11 protein-coding genes and 1 pseudogene are annotated in these 16,956 nt (G+C 58.6%); 9 read left to right on the top strand and 3 right to left on the bottom strand.

Translation table 11 applies throughout. From position 1 onward, the window contains the following. The first annotated feature begins 28 nt into the window (after nucleotides 1-28). The 8 genes and pseudogenes from ACZ1G5_RS11900 (at nucleotide 29) to cysG (ending at nucleotide 10,958) form a co-directional block, all read left to right on the top strand. Nucleotides 29-1,102, top strand: coding sequence for an ABC transporter permease (locus ACZ1G5_RS11900; RefSeq protein ID WP_472733041.1), 1,074 nt, complete (start codon nucleotides 29-31; stop codon nucleotides 1,100-1,102). Between the two features lie 5 nt (nucleotides 1,103-1,107). Next, nucleotides 1,108-2,766, top strand: a complete 1,659-nt coding sequence (locus ACZ1G5_RS11895; protein ID WP_472733040.1) for an ABC transporter ATP-binding protein — start codon at nucleotides 1,108-1,110, stop codon at nucleotides 2,764-2,766. 65 nt (nucleotides 2,767-2,831) lie between these two features. After that, a complete protein-coding gene (locus tag ACZ1G5_RS11890; protein ID WP_472733039.1) occupies nucleotides 2,832-3,251 on the top strand; it encodes a globin domain-containing protein in 420 nt (139 codons plus the stop codon). A 33-nt stretch (nucleotides 3,252-3,284) separates the two neighbouring features. Beyond that, nucleotides 3,285-5,718: pseudogene (gene nirB / locus ACZ1G5_RS11885) on the top strand (nitrite reductase large subunit NirB). Continuing rightward, complete coding sequence (nirD, locus tag ACZ1G5_RS11880; RefSeq protein WP_472733038.1) at nucleotides 5,715-6,050, top strand: nitrite reductase small subunit NirD; 336 nt, start codon at nucleotides 5,715-5,717, stop codon at nucleotides 6,048-6,050. The pseudogene nirB and the gene nirD overlap by 4 nt, the downstream one beginning before the upstream one ends. Continuing rightward, entirely contained in the window at nucleotides 6,047-8,623 is a 2,577-nt protein-coding gene (locus tag ACZ1G5_RS11875; protein WP_472733037.1) for a nitrate reductase, read from the top strand. The genes nirD and ACZ1G5_RS11875 overlap by 4 nt, the downstream gene beginning before the upstream one ends. After that, nucleotides 8,620-9,555, top strand: a complete 936-nt coding sequence (locus ACZ1G5_RS11870) for a glycosyl transferase family 3 (protein WP_472733036.1) — start codon at nucleotides 8,620-8,622, stop codon at nucleotides 9,553-9,555. Before ACZ1G5_RS11875 ends, ACZ1G5_RS11870 begins: the two co-directional genes overlap by 4 nt. Next, a complete protein-coding gene (cysG, locus tag ACZ1G5_RS11865; RefSeq protein ID WP_472733035.1) occupies nucleotides 9,552-10,958 on the top strand; it encodes a siroheme synthase CysG in 1,407 nt (468 codons plus the stop codon). Before ACZ1G5_RS11870 ends, cysG begins: the two co-directional genes overlap by 4 nt. Here cysG and ACZ1G5_RS11860 read toward each other — a convergent pair whose 3' ends face one another. Continuing rightward, nucleotides 10,959-13,367: a YbcC family protein gene (locus ACZ1G5_RS11860; protein ID WP_472733034.1), complete on the bottom strand. Its 2,409-nt coding sequence runs from the start codon at nucleotides 13,365-13,367 to the stop codon at nucleotides 10,959-10,961. Continuing rightward, entirely contained in the window at nucleotides 13,364-14,950 is a 1,587-nt protein-coding gene (locus tag ACZ1G5_RS11855) for a proton-conducting transporter transmembrane domain-containing protein (protein WP_472733033.1), read from the bottom strand. Before ACZ1G5_RS11855 ends, ACZ1G5_RS11860 begins: the two co-directional genes overlap by 4 nt. Before the next feature lie 101 nt (nucleotides 14,951-15,051). Between ACZ1G5_RS11855 and ACZ1G5_RS11850 the strand changes: the two genes are divergently transcribed. Beyond that, nucleotides 15,052-15,927, top strand: coding sequence for a LysR family transcriptional regulator (locus tag ACZ1G5_RS11850; RefSeq protein WP_472733032.1), 876 nt, complete (start codon nucleotides 15,052-15,054; stop codon nucleotides 15,925-15,927). A gap of 5 nt (nucleotides 15,928-15,932) precedes the next feature. Here ACZ1G5_RS11850 and ACZ1G5_RS11845 read toward each other — a convergent pair whose 3' ends face one another. Beyond that, entirely contained in the window at nucleotides 15,933-16,829 is an 897-nt protein-coding gene (locus ACZ1G5_RS11845) for a LysR substrate-binding domain-containing protein (RefSeq protein WP_472733031.1), read from the bottom strand. Between the last annotated feature and the right edge of the window lie 127 nt (nucleotides 16,830-16,956).

Below are 16,956 nucleotides of genomic sequence, written 5' to 3'. Positions count from 1 at the left end.
TTTATCCTAACGCAGTTGGACATCTGATATGACCGCCATTGATCCTGATACGCTCGATACCGAAGCCCGCCGCGCCCGGCTTTTTACCCGCATCAACAAGGCAGACGCTTGGTTTCAGGTGCTTGGCCTTGCGTGGCTGACACCGATCCTCAAGGCCGTCGCAGGTGACAACCCCCGCGCGCAAATGGGGGAAATCTGGCGGCTGCTAGGTGTGCCATTGTTGGCGATAGCGGTTTTCCTGATGATGTGGGCCACGCTGGCACCGCGCGTTCAGACGTCATTGGGTGCGGTACCGGGCCCCGTTCAAGTCTGGGAACAAGTCGGCGCGCTGCGCCAAGATGCGATCCGCGAAGAGGAAAAGGCGGTCGCATTCTACGAACGTCAGGAAGCACGCAACGCTGCGCTGATCGCCGAAGGCAATGCGGACAGGGTACGTGACCGCGTCTATACCGGCAAACCCACCTACTACGACCAGATCTGGACGTCGATCAAAACCGTCTTCTTTGGGTTCCTGCTTGCCTCCATCGTGGCCATCCCATTGGGCATTGCGGCTGGCCTGTCAGTCACAGCGAACGCCGCTCTGAACCCACTGATCCAGATTTTCAAACCCGTCTCACCACTGGCATGGCTGCCCATCGTCACAATGATCGTCTCGGCCGTCTACACGACCAACGACGGAATGTTCTCCAAGTCTTTCCTGATCTCGGCCATCACAGTGACGCTCTGCTCGCTATGGCCCACGCTCATCAATACAGCACTGGGCGTCAGCAGCATCGACAAAGACCTTGTCAGTGTCAGCCGCGTGCTGAAAATGAACACTTATACCAAGATCACGAAGCTGGTGCTGCCTTCGGCGCTGCCGCTGATCTTCACCGGTTTGCGCCTGTCGCTGGGCGTAGGATGGATGGTTCTGATCGCCGCCGAAATGCTGGCTCAGAACCCCGGCCTTGGCAAATTCGTCTGGGATGAATTCCAGAACGGATCGTCCCAGTCGCTGGCTCGGATCATGGTTGCCGTGTTTACCATCGGCATCATCGGCTTTCTTTTGGATCGGGTGATGTATGCCCTGCAATCCATGTTCACATTCTCGAACAACCGGTGAATGACATGAGCATACTTTCCTTCAAAGACGTGTCCAAAAGCTATGGTGAAACGCCGGTCCTCAAAGACATCAACCTTGATGTGGCAGAGGGTGAGTTTGTGGTCATCCTCGGCTTTTCCGGGACTGGCAAGACCACGTTGATCAACCTGATGGCAGGGCTGGAACAGCCCAGCAAGGGCGCCGTGACTTTCAAGGGTGCCCCTGTTACAGAACCGGGCCGCGAACGTGGTGTGATCTTCCAAAGCTATTCGCTGATGCCGTGGCTGACAGTGAATGGAAATGTCGCCCTTGCTGTCGACACGATGTTTCCCGATCTGTCCACAGCAGAGCGGGCCGCAAAAGTCGATCACTACGTCGGTATGGTCGGCCTGAGCCATGCGGCAACACGCCGGCCTGCCGAACTGTCAGGTGGTATGCGTCAACGGGTGAATGTCGCGCGTGCTCTTGCGATGGACCCTGAAATGCTGTTGCTGGACGAGCCGCTTTCAGCGCTGGATGCGCTGACCCGCGCCAATCTTGCCGATGAGATCGAGGCGATTTGGGAAGAAGACAAAAAAACCTGCGTCCTGATTACCAACGATGTGGATGAGGCGATTATCCTGGCGGACCGGATCATCGCGCTGAACCCTGACGGGACTTTGGGTGCAGAGTTCAAAGTTGATATCGCACGCCCACGTGACCGCATTGCAATGAACAACGACGCTACGTTCAAGCGGCTGCGCGGACAGGTCACGACTTACCTTATGGATGTGGGCATCGCCGCCAAAGTCGAGGGCACACGCATTTTGCCCGACGTCACGCCAATCCACGGCGTACCCACAGCCGTGGCCAAGGCCCAGGAAAGCGCGATTGAAGAGCGTTTTTTGAACTTCTCGCAGCTTGATAAGGTCTATCCGACACCAAAAGGGCCGCTGACCGTCGTCGAAAATTTTGACCTTAAGATCAATAAGGGCGAGTTTGTTTCGCTCATCGGCCACTCTGGCTGTGGCAAGTCCACCGTTCTGACGATGGCCGCTGGCTTGAACCCGATCTCAAAGGGCGCGATCCGACTGGATGGCTGGAACGTCGAAGGCGCGGACCCGGAACGTGCGGTTGTCTTTCAATCGCCGAACCTGTTCCCCTGGCTGACAGCCAAAGAGAACGTGGCCATCGGGGTGGACAAGGTTTATCCCAAAGCGTCCCAAGCGGAACGTCAGGACGTGGTCGAATACTACCTCGAACGCGTGGGGCTCGCCGACAGTATGGACAAAGGCGCCGCCAGCCTGTCGAACGGTATGAAGCAACGTGTTGGCATCGCCCGCGCCTTTGCCCTGTCCCCCAAATTACTGCTTTTGGATGAGCCCTTCGGCATGCTCGACAGCCTGACCCGGTGGGAATTGCAAGAGGTTCTGATGGAGGTCTGGTCGCGCACAAAGGTGACGGCGATTTGTGTGACCCATGACGTGGATGAGGCGATCTTGCTGGCTGACCGCGTGGTGATGATGACCAACGGACCACAGGCAACAATTGGCAAGATCACGGATGTGAACCTGCCGCGCCCAAGGACACGTAAGGCGCTGTTGGAACATCCTGACTACTACGCCTACCGCCAGGAGGTGCTCGATTTCCTGGAAGAGTATGAGCACGGCAACGCACCGAAACCCAAAGCAATCGCGGCGGAGTAGACCGATGGAAAGATATTCTAAACACAATCATGCCATCTTGCGCCGACCAGCGCAGGAGCAGTTGCATGACCCCCAATCAGATCGAAACCGTCAAAGACAGTTTTCAGCAGATCTACCCGGTGAAAGACGCGCTCTCGCAAACCTTCTACGACGAATTGTTTCGTGTCGCACCCAGCGTGCGCCCCTTCTTTGCAGAGGATATGACCGAACAACGCATCAAACTGTCCGAGACACTTGGCGCGGTCGTCAACAACCTGCATCAAATGCCGTTGATTGCGGACGCTGTAAGTGGGCTGGCACGGCGGCACGTGGCCTATGGCGCCAAGCCCGAGCATTTTGCGCCGGTCGGTCACGCGCTGATCTTTGCCTTGGAAGAACACATGCCCGGTGGTTTGACAGAGGTCGAGACGGACGCTTGGGTCGCCGCATATATGCAGATATCCGATTTAATGACCGAAGCGATGCTGCTGCACGACGTCGCCTGACCGTCTTGGTGCCGCTCCAGTTCGGAGGGTGCCATGACTAAGAAACTGATCGTTATTGGTGCAGGCATGGCCACAGGCCGTGTTCTGGAGCATCTGTTTGATGCAGGTGCTGACTATGACGTTACCCTGTTTAACGCGGAACCGCGCGGGAATTATAACCGCATCATGCTATCGCCCGTCTTGTCGGGTGAGAAGACCTATGCCGAGATCGTGACGCATGATGATGCATGGTACGCTGACAATGGCGTGATCTGCCGCTTTGGTGAACGCATTGCCAGCATTGATCGTGTGGCCAAAACCGTGACTGCCGAAAACGGCGACGTGCTGCCTTACGACAAATTGATCTTTGGCACAGGTTCCAACCCCTTTATGATCCCGCTGCCTGGCCATGATCTGGAAGGCGTCATCGCCTACCGCGATCTTGAAGATACTGAACGGATGATGGGCCTTGGCCCTGATAACAAGGTTGTCGTCATCGGCGGCGGCCTCCTAGGACTGGAAGCCGCCGCAGGCATGGCCGCGCGCGGCGTTGATGTGACCGTGGTGCATATCATGGGCCACCTGATGGAACGGCAACTGGATGAGGCCGCTGGATATCTGCTGCGCAAGGCGTTGGTGGATAAAGGCATTACGGTCAAATGCTCTGCCAATTCGAAGGAAATCCTGGGCGAGAATGGCCATGTGAAGGCGCTTTTGCTGGATGATGGCACGGAATTGCCCTGCGATCTGCTGGTGATGGCGGTAGGTATCCGGCCAAATGTGAAACTGGCGCAAGACAGCGGCGTGGCTGTCGGCAAGGGCATTCATGTTGACGATCAGATGATCACATCTGACGCCGATGTGTTGGCTGTTGGTGAATGCGTCGAACATGATGGCGAGATCTTTGGCCTTGTGGCCCCGCTTTATGATCAGGCCAAGGTTGCGGCACAGACGCTGATGGGCGCAGAAGCCCAGTTTGTGCAGAAAGAACTATCAACCAAGCTGAAGGTCACAGGCTGCGACCTGTTTAGCGCCGGTGACTTCGCCGATGGCGAGGGCCGCGAAGACATCGTCTTCCGCGATCCGGCACGCGGTGTCTATCGCCGCTTGGTCATCGAAAACAACGTGGTGATCGGGGCCGTGATGTATGGCGACACCGCCGACAGCAACTGGTTCTTCGGCCTGATCCGCGACAAGACCGATATCTCGGACATGCGCGATACGCTCATCTTTGGCCCGGCCTATCAAGGGGGACCCCCTGGACCCTTTAGCAGCTGTTGCAGCCTTACCGCGTGACGCGGAGATCTGTGGCTGCAACGGTATCTGCAAAGGGCAAATCGAAGATGCAATCGCAGCGGGCGCCACTGATCTAGGCGCCGTGCGGGCAACCACCAAAGCGTCAGGGTCCTGCGGAACATGCACGGGGTTGGTCGAACAGGTGCTGGCCGTCACGCTGGGCGATGATTTTGTCGTGCCCGCTGCGGCATCAGTCTGCGGCTGTACCGATATGACCCACGAAGACGTGCGGCGCATGATTAAAAGCCAGAAACTGACGTCGATGGCGGCTGTCTGGCAGGAATGCGGCTGGAAAACATCCTGTGGCTGCCATGTGTGCCGCCCCGCGCTGAACTTCTATCTGCTGGCCGATTGGCCGCTGGAATATCAGGACGACCCGCAGTCGCGCTTCATCAATGAACGCAAGCACGCCAATATCCAGAAAGACGGCACCTTCAGCGTTGTCCCACGGATGTGGGGCGGGATCACCACACCGAACGAATTGCGCGCGATTGCCGATGCTGCTGACAAATACATGGTGCCCACCGTCAAGGTGACAGGAGGCCAGCGGATCGACCTTTTGGGCGTGAAAAGTGAGGACCTGCCAAGCATCTGGGCGGACTTGAACGCGGCTGGCATGGTATCGGGCCACGCCTATTCCAAAGGGCTGCGCACCGTCAAAACCTGTGTTGGGACCGATCATTGCCGTTTTGGCACGCAGGACAGTACAGGCCTGGGGATCAAGCTGGAAAAAGAACTCTGGGGGTCATGGACACCGCATAAACTCAAGCTCGCCGTTTCTGGCTGCCCCCGCAATTGTGCTGAGGCCACCTGCAAAGACATCGGCGTGATCTGCGTGGACAGCGGCTATCAGGTCAGCATCGGTGGTGCTGCCGGGATGGACGTGAAAGAGACGGAATTGCTGGTGCAGGTCCCCACCGAAGAGGACGCGATCAATGTGATCAAGGCGGTCACACAGCTGTACCGCGAAAACGCCAAATATCTCGACCGTATCTACAAATGGATGGGCAAGGTCGGCCTTGATTGGATCAAGGAACGTATCGTTGATGATCTGGACGAACGGGCCGCCTTGGTCGACCGGTTCGAGTTGAGCCAGTCGATCTATCGCAAAGATCCGTGGGCGGAACACGCCAGCCAAAAAGCTGACATCTACCGCCCCCTTGCAAATCTTTCACTGGAGGCTGCGGAATGAGTAACTGGATTGATATCGCGGCGCTTGATGACATTCCCCAACGTGGTGCCCGCGTTGTCAAAACCGCGCTGGGGTGCGTCGCGATCTTTCGGACAGGTGAGGATGAGGTTTTTGCGCTCAACAACGCCTGCCCGCACAAGGCAGGCCCGTTGGCCGAAGGCATCGTGCACGGCAAATCTGTGACCTGCCCACTGCATAATTGGGTGATCTCACTGGAAACGGGTCAGGCGCTAGGCGAGGACGAAGGCCAGGTGGCGACCTACCCTGCCCGCGTCGAGGTCGGGCGCATCCTGTTGGATCGGTCATTCCTGCGGGCAAGGGCCGCCGCATGACGCTGACCCGCACAACATGTCCCTATTGCGGCGTGGGCTGCGGGGTGTTGGCCGGTGCCGATGGCACAATCAAGGGTGACCCTGACCATCCAGCCAACTTTGGGCGGCTATGTTCAAAAGGGGCGGCTCTTGGCGAGACAATAGACTTGGACGGGCGGCTCTTGGTGCCCAAAATTGGCGGACAGGCCGCCACCTGGGACACGGCCCTTGATCTGGTAGCCCAGAAATTCGCGAATGCCATCGCCACGCATGGGCCGGATAGTGTTGCATTCTATGCCTCAGGCCAATTGCTGACCGAAGACTACTATGTCGCCAATAAGCTGATGAAGGGCTTTATCGGTTCTGCGAACATCGACACCAATTCGCGGCTTTGCATGGCCTCTTCTGTTGCCGGACATAAACGGGCCTTTGGCACCGACACGGTGCCCGGGACCTACGACGATCTTGAAGAGGCAGACCTGATCGTGCTGGTTGGATCAAACCTTGCTTGGTGTCATCCGGTTCTCTACCAACGCATCGCCGCCGCAAAAGAGGCGCGGCCACAGATGCGCGTCGTCAACATCGACCCCCGGCGGACCGCAACAACGGACTTGGCAGATACGCACCTACAGATCGCACCTGATGGGGATGTCGCGCTGTTTAACGGACTACTGGCCCATCTGGCTGACCGTCAAAAGCTGGATATGGCTTTTGCCCATGATCACGTGAACGGCATGGCCGACACCATCGCTGCAGCGCGTATGACAGACACCGCTGATACGGATCTGAGCCCGCAGGACCTTGCTACGTTCTACGACCTTTGGTCCAACACCGACAAGGTGGTGACGATCTATTCGCAGGGCGTGAACCAGTCCGCTTGTGGCACAGACAAGGTCAACGCGATCCTCAATTGTCATTTGGCGACTGGGCGCATCGGCAAGCTCGGCATGGGCCCGTTCTCTGTCACCGGTCAACCCAACGCGATGGGTGGTCGCGAGGTTGGTGGGCTTGCCAATATGCTGGCCAACCACCTTGAACTGGACAACCCCGACCATCGCGCCGCCCTAAAGGATTTCTGGCAAAGCCCTACGATCTGCACCACACCCGGTCTTAAGGCGGTTGACCTATTTGCCGCCTGCGCCAGCGGTCAGATCAAGGCGCTATGGGTCATGTCGACAAACCCTGCCGTGTCATTGCCCGATGCAGATGGCGTTACAGCCGCAATCGCGAATGTGCCCTTTGTCGTCACCTCTGACATTATCGAAAAGACGGACACTAACGATCTGGCGCACGTCATATTGCCCGCGACAGGTTGGGGTGAAAAGGACGGCACTGTCACCAACTCAGAGCGCCGCCTGTCGCGGCAACGTGCATTTCTGCCGGCCCCCGGTAGCGCGCGTCCCGATTGGCAAATCATCAGCGACGTCGCCACGCGCATGGGATTTGGTGCCGCATTTCCCTACACAAAACCTGCCGATGTTTTTGCCGAGTATATCGCCCTTGATGCCGCAACATCGCAGTTCCCCCGCGATCTGGACCTGAGCATTTTTGCAGACGCCGACTATGCCAACCTTGTTCCGACACAATGGCCGCGCAATGATCATCGCTTTTTCGCGGATGGGCAGTTCTATCACCCTGATGGCAAGGCCCGAATGATCCCAGTTGCGGCACCTGCAAAGCCTGCGGAAAGATTCAACCTGAATACCGGTCGCAACCGTGACCAGTGGCACACGATGACCCGCTCTGGCAAATCGGCGCGATTGGGCTCGCATCTGGCTGAACCCTATGTGGAAATGCACCCGCAGGATGCTGCGGCCCTGGGCGTGCACGCCGGTGCGTTGATCACGCTGGAAAACACGTTCGGCAGGGCGACCCTGCGCGCTCTGGTGACCCCGCGGGTCCCACCGGGACAGTTTTTTGCACCAATGCACTGGACCCGGCAGCGAACGACGCAAGGCACCATCAACAGTCTGATCGCCCCAGTGACAGACCCCGTTTCCGGCCAACCAGCGCTGAAATCCGGTCCGGTATCCGCCAGCGTTTACCAACCCAAGTGGTACGGTTTCTTGGCCAGCACAGGCCCGCTGATGCCCCAAACGCCCTATGCCGCGATTGCGCGCACTCAAACCGGGTGGCAGGCCGAACTGGCAGGCAGCAAAACCCCCGCAGACTGGGAAACCCAGGTCCGCCTGTTGTGCGGCCAAAGCACTGGCGATGTTTCAGTCCAGAATGACGACGCAACCGGGATCGTGCGCATCGCGATCCAATCGGATGGCATCCTGACCGCATTGTTCTTTGCATCGCCCCAACCGGTTGTTTTATCGCGCAGCGCGATCATCGGCTTCATCGGTTCAACAGCCACCCCACTGACCGCCCTTGCCGGGCGTAGTGCGGCGGACCTTCCCGATCCCGGTGCGACCGTCTGCGCCTGTTTCAATGTCGGGCGCAACACGTTGCTCGCCGCCGCAGCCAACGGCGCGCGCAGTATCGCTGCTTTGGGTGAAGCAACCTGCGCTGGCACGAACTGCGGCTCATGCAAACCCGAACTTACGGCCCTTTTGGCGGAAGCCTCGCTTCCGATGGCCGCGGAATGAGCCTTGCACCCTTTGTCCAGATCGTCGCCCGTGGCAAGGGACGCGCACGTCCCATGACACTGGACGAAGCGCAAGCTGCGATGACGCTGATCTTGCAAGGCAAAGCCGCACCTGAAGCCGTTGGCGCGCTTTTGATGGTGATGCGTCTGCGCGGCGAAACAGCTGCCGAAATTGCAGGCTTTACCGCCGCCCTGCGTTTGCATGTGAAGGGTAAGCTGCCCTCTGCCGATCTTGACTGGCCCACTTACGCCGCCGGGCGCAGTCGCGGCGCACCTCTGTTCCTGTTGGCTGCACGATTGGTTGCACAAGCCGGATATCGCATCTGTTTGCATGGGTGGAATTCGCATCAGTCTGGCGACGCCTCAGTGCGTGATGCGCTTACCCTGGCGGGCCCCGGTGTTCGCTACTACCCGATAGAAGAGCTTTGCCCAGAGGCCTTTGCATTGTTGAAACTGCGCGACGTCTTTGGCTTGCGATCCTGCATCAACACCGTCGCGCGCATGTGGAACCCTTCGATGGCGGCAACGTCAGTGCAGGGCGTGTTTCACCCCTCGTACCGGGGTCTCCAACAAGAGGCCGCGCTGCTGCTGGGGCAAAGAAACCTGACCGTCATCAAGGGCGGTGGGGGCGAATTTGAACGGCACCCTTCGAAACAGATTGCCGTGTTTGGCTTACGCGACGGGGCGCAGTTGCACGAAACAGCACCGGCAATTGTCAGCGAAACCCGTCGGTTGCACGACATTGATCACAAAACTGATCTCAAGGCGCTGTGGCAGGGCAGGACGGCCGACCCGTTTGCTGTCGCCACAATCACCGGAACGGCCGCCCTGGCCCTTTGGACCCTGAAAGCGGCCCCTACAATCACGGCAGCGCAGACCATGGCAGATGGCCTGTGGGCCAAACGCCACCAACAAGAAAGTCTTTCCGCATGAAAACCTTTCCCATGTTCCTCCAAATGGCCGGTCGGCGGGTAGTGATTGTCGGCGGGCAAGAACAAGCGGCGCAAAAGGCCCGGTTGATCCTGAAAACAGACGCCGAGGTGGTGATCGCGGCGCCAGAGCTCGATGTTGAACTGGCCGGATTGGTGGACGCGGGGCGCATGACCCACAAAACCGGGGCCATCACACCTGACAGCTTTGAAGACACCGCCTTGGTGTTCATCGCAACAGGCTGTCCCGGCGCAGATATGGCATTGCATGTATTGGCAAAGGACGCTGGTGCGACCGTGAACGTTGTGGATCAGCCGCATTTGTGTGATGCCATCACACCATCAATTGTCGACCGCGACCCTGTGGTGGTGGCCATCGGCACCGAAGGCACCGCACCGGTTCTTGCGCGCCAGATCAAAACCAAAATGGAAGAGGTGCTTGAACCCCGTTTGGGTGATCTTGCAGGTCTTGCGGGCCGGTTACGCAACGCGGCAGCCACGCGTCTTGCCCCCCGTCAACGTCGTGATCTGTGGCGGTGGGTGTTCAATGACAGCCCGCGTCAGCTTTTTGCCAAAGGGGCGGAACGCGATGCGGCAGCATTGATCAAAACAGCCATTGAAACAGGCGAATTCGGTGCCTCACAGGGTGGCAGCGTCAGTCTTGTCGGGGCCGGTCCGGGCGCAAAGGATCTGATCACATTGCGCGGCGTCCAGCGGTTGCAAGAGGCCGACGTGATCTTTTATGATCGCCTGCTTGATCCCGAAATCCTTGATCTTGCGCGGCGTGACGCGGAGCGCATCTATGTTGGCAAAGCCCCCGGCTGCCATAGCTGGCCACAAGAAAAGATCACGCAAACGCTTGTTGCAGCGGCGAAACGCGGCCAGCGGGTTGTGCGTCTGAAATGCGGCGATCCGGGCGTTTTTGGGCGCAGCACAGAGGAAACCGCTGCCTTGAAAGAAAGCGGCATTCCCTTCGATATTGTGCCGGGCGTCACCGCAGCTTGCGCCGCTGCCGCAACATTGGGCCAAAGCCTGACAGAGCGGGGCGAAATTGATACACTCGTGCTGACAACGGGTCATCGGCAGGATGGCTATGTGGTCCCTGATCCGATCCGCGACCTCAAACCGGGGACCTGCGTCGCCCTCTATATGGCTGTCGGTGCGGCCCATGACATTGCAGCGCAGCTTCAGCATACGCACCCGAATGTGCCACTTGAGGTTCAGATCGTGGCCAAGGCGCAGCGCAAGGCGGAATGCACAGCATCATGCAGTGTGACCGACCTTGTTGATACGTTGGCCCGCCATCAAATTGCCGGTGCCGCGATGCTCTTTATTCGCTGGCCGGCGTCGATGCATGCGCAAATCGGACAGTTAGATGATCCGATCGCGCAGCGGGCCAGCGCCTAGTTACGCGGCCTCGGCGGGTGCCGGAACAATATCCGCAACAGGTGACCACGTCAGATCACCATCATAGCGGGCTGACATCTGACCCTGATCGTCCAGCGTGAAAAGATGTAACCAGCGATTGTCAAAAAGTGCCCGCACGTTGGCATGCTTTTTCAGAATATCGCTGATCGCCTCTGCCGGTGCCTCAACACACACCGAAAGGCGCAGTGGATCATGGGCGTAGCCCTGACCATCATGCACGGACTGCCACGGCAAACCGCCACGCAGCGCACCGCCATTGCCCTCGACGACGCCCAAACCGCCGGTCACATTGTGCAGCAACTTGTTGCCCGCCCCAAAAACATCCGGGGCAACAACCGAGCCATAATACTGCAGGCTGATCCAGCTTGCGACGACGACAGGGGCGGTCAGGATAAGCTCCAGCACGCCAAAGCCCTCGTCCTTTTGCCAATCATAGTCATGCAGGAACGCGCGGCCATCCAAACCCTTGCCCTTGGTTCTGGACCGTGGTGCTGCGACAAATGCCTTGCAGCCCGCCAGGGCCCATTCGGGCCGGGTTTCAGACCAGTCGCGGCTTCGCTTGCTGACGTCGTCACCATTGGCCGCACGCGGTAGACGCAGCGCCCGTTCGGTCCGGGCCAGCTTACCGGCAGCAGCCAGCCAGTCTTGCGCCGTCGTCAGATGGGTCGCGTGGCCGTGACCCGCAAAATCGCTGTCATAGACTGTCACATCGTCGGTCGTGGTGTCATGTAAGCCACCGACAAACAACGTATCATCGGGGATGCTGATCCCGTTCTTGGCCAATCCCGCACGCACATCTTTATCATTCAAGATACCCGCCAAGAGCCGCGCATTCACTTCGCCCGAATAGCCGCCACAGGCACCGCAATGCAACGCGCTGGCATGTGGGTTATTGACCACATTTGCGCCATGCCCAAAGAGCAGCACAAGAGGCGCAAAATTGTCCGTCAGTGACATCGCGCCGAGAATTGCAGTCGCTGCACTGATCCTATCCTCAAGCTCAAAGCTTTCGTCCAACACAGGCTTATGTGGATCCGGGGCCTTGCCCGCATCAACGCCCAATGCATCCCGCAGCAACTTGCCGACATAGATCGGCCCCGATGCCTCGACAAAGGCAAAAGATGACACCGCCGCCAGCTTAAACCGACCCCAGGCGCGACCCGCGCGGGCCGCGAAGCGGGCTGTCTGATCGGCTGTCGCGTCAGCGGCTTCGCCTGCTTTGCTCTTCACTCCGTGGGTCAGCAGTACCGGTAGCCGTTGTTCGGCAACATCGGAGGCAAAGCTTTGATGTGATGCCGTCAGACCAAAGAAGCCCGCGAAACCCATTGTTTGAATGTTCGGATCAACACTTTCCAATGCGCGCCGGAACACCTCGGAACGCACATCAATGCAAAATGCCGCCTGAAGCGCGGGGCGGCCTTCGGGGCTGGCCGCCGCTAACTGCCCCAGCGTCTTTGCCAAGGCCCGCTGTCCTGCAAATTCTGCCGCAGTTTGTAGCACAGCATCAATCAACTGATCTGTGTTTGGCGCGACCGGGGCTGCATGGGCTGTGCGCACCTCGGACCATTTCGCCGCAATCTGATCACCATATTGGGCGTATAGAGCCTGTTCCCAGATGAGCCGGATCGTCAGCACATCCGTGGTGATCACATCCGTCCCACCGGCCAGTTCCGCCTGCCACAACCGATAGCGGGCCACTTGTGACCAACCACCAAGGCCCAGCAAAAGCTGATGAAAATAGGTTTCCGAGACTTCAACCGTCAGCCCCAATGCGTCACTTGCGGCGACCAGCGCGTTGCGCATCTGCTGGGGTGTATTGGCCACCAACGCGCCGAACCCGGACAGCCCTGCAATCTCTGCCGTCAGGTCCCGGCTGGCAAAGTCGCGCCATGCGTGAAACGCACGCCGACCGGGTTGGTTTTGCCAAAGGGCTTGGCCCGCATCAAAGTAACCCGCCGCCCAAACTCCGAAGCGTTCGGCAATGATACCCGGCCAATCAATGCCAGAGACGTCCGCTGCCAGATCGGCAATCGTCGGCAAGGCCGCAGCGGCCGGTGAGGCAATCGCAGCTGCGGTTTTCAATGCATCTACATCTGTCGCCGCATCGGGAAACTGGGCCAATGCCGCCACCAAATCTGCGTCCGAAATCGTCCGATCGGCGATCTTACCTGCGTACCAATCGCGCGGCATCGTGACCGCTGTCCCGGCCACCCGGTCCAACAGCGCCGCGACCTCCGGCAAGCTTTGCTCGGTCTGCCCCAGAAACGGGTTCACGGCGACAGAGGATGACAATGGCCACAGCGGTGGGATCGCGCGCCCGGCACTCTCTGCCTTGGCAATCAATTCCAGATGGACGCCTGCGTATCCTGAAAAAGTATCCGCCATCATTGTGCCGCTCCTTTATTGGCTGATTTATGTTTCCAGCCGCCCAAAATCCGGTCGGAAACCGCATTGATATAAAGCCCGTTGGACAGGTGCACCCGCAGGCCCTGTGCCGCAGGGTGATAGGACCACAAAGGCAAGGTTGCCTGCGCCAACGCCACAAGACCAAAGCTGATCAGCGCAAGGATGATCAGCGCCCATTCCAGAGCGCCTGCAGCCGGGGTCGCAGGCAAGGTGCCAGCCGTCAGCCATTCGGACGCACGCTGCAAAACCAGATAGCTGAGCGTCACCGTGGCCGCATATCCGGCAGTGCGTTGAGTCAGCGCTTGCGGTGCTTCATCGGCAAAACCTTGGGCCAAAAGATAGGCCACGCCGAAGATCAGGATCGCGCCCAAGGCCACTGCTTGCGGGGATTTGCCGCCAAAATCGAAACCCAGACCAAGAACCACATAAACGATGCCATAGATCGCAAGGGCCACCACAAAGGCCCGCGTCACGGCCTTTAGATCGGGTACCGCCACCGGCCCCGGTTTGCGGATCGCGGCCACGTTCTGCACCGCGTTGCCTGCCGACAGGAACGCATGCGCCTTGTAAAGCGAGTGCGCCACAATGTGCAGCAGCGCGAGCGGGAACAGCGCCAAACCACACTGCAAGATCATAAAGCCCATCTGTGCAATCGTGGACCATGCCAATGATGCTTTGACCGTCGGCTGGGTCAGCATCACCAAGCCACCAAAGAGCGCTGTGAACCCGCCAACCATCACCAAAATCGCCAAAACCAAGGGCGACAGCAGCATCACGTCCGCAAAACGGATCAACGCAAAGCCACCCGCATTGACCACGCCCGCGTGCAGCAAGGCAGAGACCGGCGTTGGGGCTTCCATCACTTCGGTCAACCAACCATGTGTCGGGAACTGGGCCGATTTCAGGATCGCAGCCAATGCGATCAATGCAGCAGCAGCTACTGCCATCCCGCCGCCAATGCCCTGCCCGGCCTGCGCCAAAATAGCCGAGATTTGCGTCGTGCCAAAGCTTGCGACCAGCAAAATCGCAGCTCCAGTCACAGCCACGTCGCCGATCCGCGCCATCACGTATTTCTTATGCGCCGCCCGCTGTGCCGCGACCCGGTCGGGGTAAAACAACAGCAGCTTATGCAAACACATGCTGGTCGCGATCCATGCGCCCACAAATTGGGTGACGTTGCCCGATTGGATCAAGAGCAACACCGCAGACAAGGTCGCCAACAGCCAAAACGTAAACACATCCTGCCGCGCTTCGCCGTCCAGATAGGTGCGGGCATAGCGGACCACGACCCAGCCAATGAAGGTCACCAGCAACAGCATGATAACGCTGACGATATCCAGCCGGACCGATAGACCCACACCGAACAAACCGATCAGAAAGCTATCCCCGCTACCGTTCGCCGCCAAAACAAGCGCCGACAAGACCGCCACCGCGATGCCGCCCAATGCCGCGCGTTCTGCGAACATCGCACCGGTCTGCGCTGTCACACCTTCCATAAAGCGCGGTGCAAAAGCAGCGGCCAGCAAAATGAAAGGGGCCAGCAGGGGCAAAGCGTTCAGCAGCATGGGTCATCTCCGTCATGTGTCTGTTTCACGAGGAGATAGGGCAAACCAATTGAGATAAAAAATACATTGTTTGATACATATCGTTCTACTAAAACGAACGAATGTCGGATATGAATTACAATCACCTGCGGTATTTTTGGGCGGTCGCCCATGATGGCAACCTCACACGGACGGCAGCAACGCTGAACCTGTCGCAATCGGCCTTATCCGTGCAAATCCGCAAGTTGGAGGACCGCTTGGGACATGCTCTGTTTGAACGCCGCGGGCGGCAGTTGCACCTGACAGAGGCGGGGCGGATCACGCTGGACTATGCCGATACGATCTTTGACGCGGGTAAGGATTTGCTCGGCACGCTCAGCCAACAAGGGCGGCCGCGACAGGTCCTGCGCGTTGGCGCACTCGCCACCTTGTCACGTAACTTTCAGATCGAGTTCTTGCGGCCCTTGCTTGGCCTTGCAGACGTCGAACTGGTGCTACGGTCCGGCACCTTGGTCGAGCTTCTGCAAAGCCTTGAAACTCTCAGCCTTGATGTTGTCCTTACCAACCGCTCGCCCGCGCATGACGCGATGTCGAACTTTACCTCGCAGCCGATTTCAGATCAGCCCGTCAGCCTGATTGGCACGCCAGAGCGTCTGGCGGGTGACCATGCGCTTGTGACACTACTCAGCGAAAACCCAATGATTGTACCGACCGAAGACAGCCCCGTGCGGGCGGGGTTTGACCGGCTCTGCGCGCGGCAAGACATCAGCCCCACAATCGCTGCAGAGGTTGACGATATGGCAATGATGCGCCTTTTGGCGCGGGAAGACATCGGGCTGGCTGTGCTGCCGCCGATTGCAGTGCAGAATGAATTGCAGTCGGGGATGCTGATCGAGTCCCACCATCAAATGGGACTGACCGAAAGCTTTCATGCGGTGACAGTCGCCCGCAAATTTCCCAATCCACTGCTGGGAGAACTACTGGACAGCAATCACTGACAGACTCAGCCCAATCCGCGACCGACCTCCAGCACCACATCCGCCACCTGTCGCAATTGTCCCGCCAAGGGGTTCGTTTTCCGCCAGATCATGCCCACAGTGCGTTTCGGCTGCGGCTCCGCGAAACGCCCCACGCTCACTGGTGCTGATTGCGTCTCGACCCGCACCGCCATTTCGGGGATCAGCGTCACGCCGATGCCCGCACCCACCATCTGCACCAGCGTTGAAAGCGAGCTGCCATCCAACCCCTCGCGGGTGGCCGTGCCCGGCAGGTTGCAAAACGACAGGGCCTGATCGCGAAAGCAATGTCCTTCTTCCAGCATCAACAGGCGCATCTGCCGCAAAGCATCAGGGCTGGGCACGGGCGCATCTGCATCCGCCACAGGCCGCACCAACATCAGGCTTTCATCAAACAGCGGCACCTCTTCGAAGCCAGGTTCATCCAAAGGGAGAGCAACAATCGCCGTGTCAATCTGACCACCACTTAATTCCTCAATCAGCTTTGGCGTGACCGTCTCGCGGATATGTACATCCAGTTCCGCGTGGGCATGCGCCAGATGTCCAATCAATCCGGGCAGCAAATAAGGCGCAATCGTCGGGATCACGCCGATCCGCAGACGGCCCACAAGACCCGCTTGGGCAGCGCGCGCCATCTCTCCCAACTCGTCCACGGCACGCAGAATATCACGCACACGCAGCGCCCAATCCTCGCCAAAGGCAGTCAGACGCACGTGGCGCGGACCGCGTTCAAACAAAGGCGTGCCAAGCCTTTGTTCCAGCTCTTTGATCTGCACAGACAAGGCTGGTTGCGATATGGCACAGGCATCAGCGGCACGGCCAAAATGCCCATGGCGGGACAAAGCCTCAAAGTACCGAAGCTGTTTCAGGGTCAGATTATTCATAATTTGAAGTTATGATGACAATCAAAAAATGCAACTTAAACCAATCATCGTGACGTGCTAGAACGATTCTAAGCGCCGCCTTTCGAAATGGCAGCGCACGCACTGCAACCAACATCGGAGAAAACAA

Source organism: Yoonia sp. JB2-21, assembly GCF_055693545.1.
This window is presented reverse-complemented; position numbering and strand designations above follow the sequence as displayed.

Coding starts and splice junctions, on each gene's coding strand:
- ACZ1G5_RS11890 (WP_472733039.1), top strand. CDS start 2,832: ATGACCCCCAATCAGATCGAAACCGTCAAAGACAGTTTTCAGCAGATC.
- cysG (WP_472733035.1), top strand. CDS start 9,552: ATGAAAACCTTTCCCATGTTCCTCCAAATGGCCGGTCGGCGGGTAGTG.
- nirD (WP_472733038.1), top strand. CDS start 5,715: ATGAGTAACTGGATTGATATCGCGGCGCTTGATGACATTCCCCAACGT.
- ACZ1G5_RS11870 (WP_472733036.1), top strand. CDS start 8,620: ATGAGCCTTGCACCCTTTGTCCAGATCGTCGCCCGTGGCAAGGGACGC.
- ACZ1G5_RS11860 (WP_472733034.1), bottom strand. CDS start 13,367: ATGATGGCGGATACTTTTTCAGGATACGCAGGCGTCCATCTGGAATTG.
- ACZ1G5_RS11845 (WP_472733031.1), bottom strand. CDS start 16,829: ATGAATAATCTGACCCTGAAACAGCTTCGGTACTTTGAGGCTTTGTCC.
- ACZ1G5_RS11895 (WP_472733040.1), top strand. CDS start 1,108: ATGAGCATACTTTCCTTCAAAGACGTGTCCAAAAGCTATGGTGAAACG.
- ACZ1G5_RS11900 (WP_472733041.1), top strand. CDS start 29: ATGACCGCCATTGATCCTGATACGCTCGATACCGAAGCCCGCCGCGCC.
- ACZ1G5_RS11875 (WP_472733037.1), top strand. CDS start 6,047: ATGACGCTGACCCGCACAACATGTCCCTATTGCGGCGTGGGCTGCGGG.
- ACZ1G5_RS11855 (WP_472733033.1), bottom strand. CDS start 14,950: ATGCTGCTGAACGCTTTGCCCCTGCTGGCCCCTTTCATTTTGCTGGCC.
- ACZ1G5_RS11850 (WP_472733032.1), top strand. CDS start 15,052: ATGTCGGATATGAATTACAATCACCTGCGGTATTTTTGGGCGGTCGCC.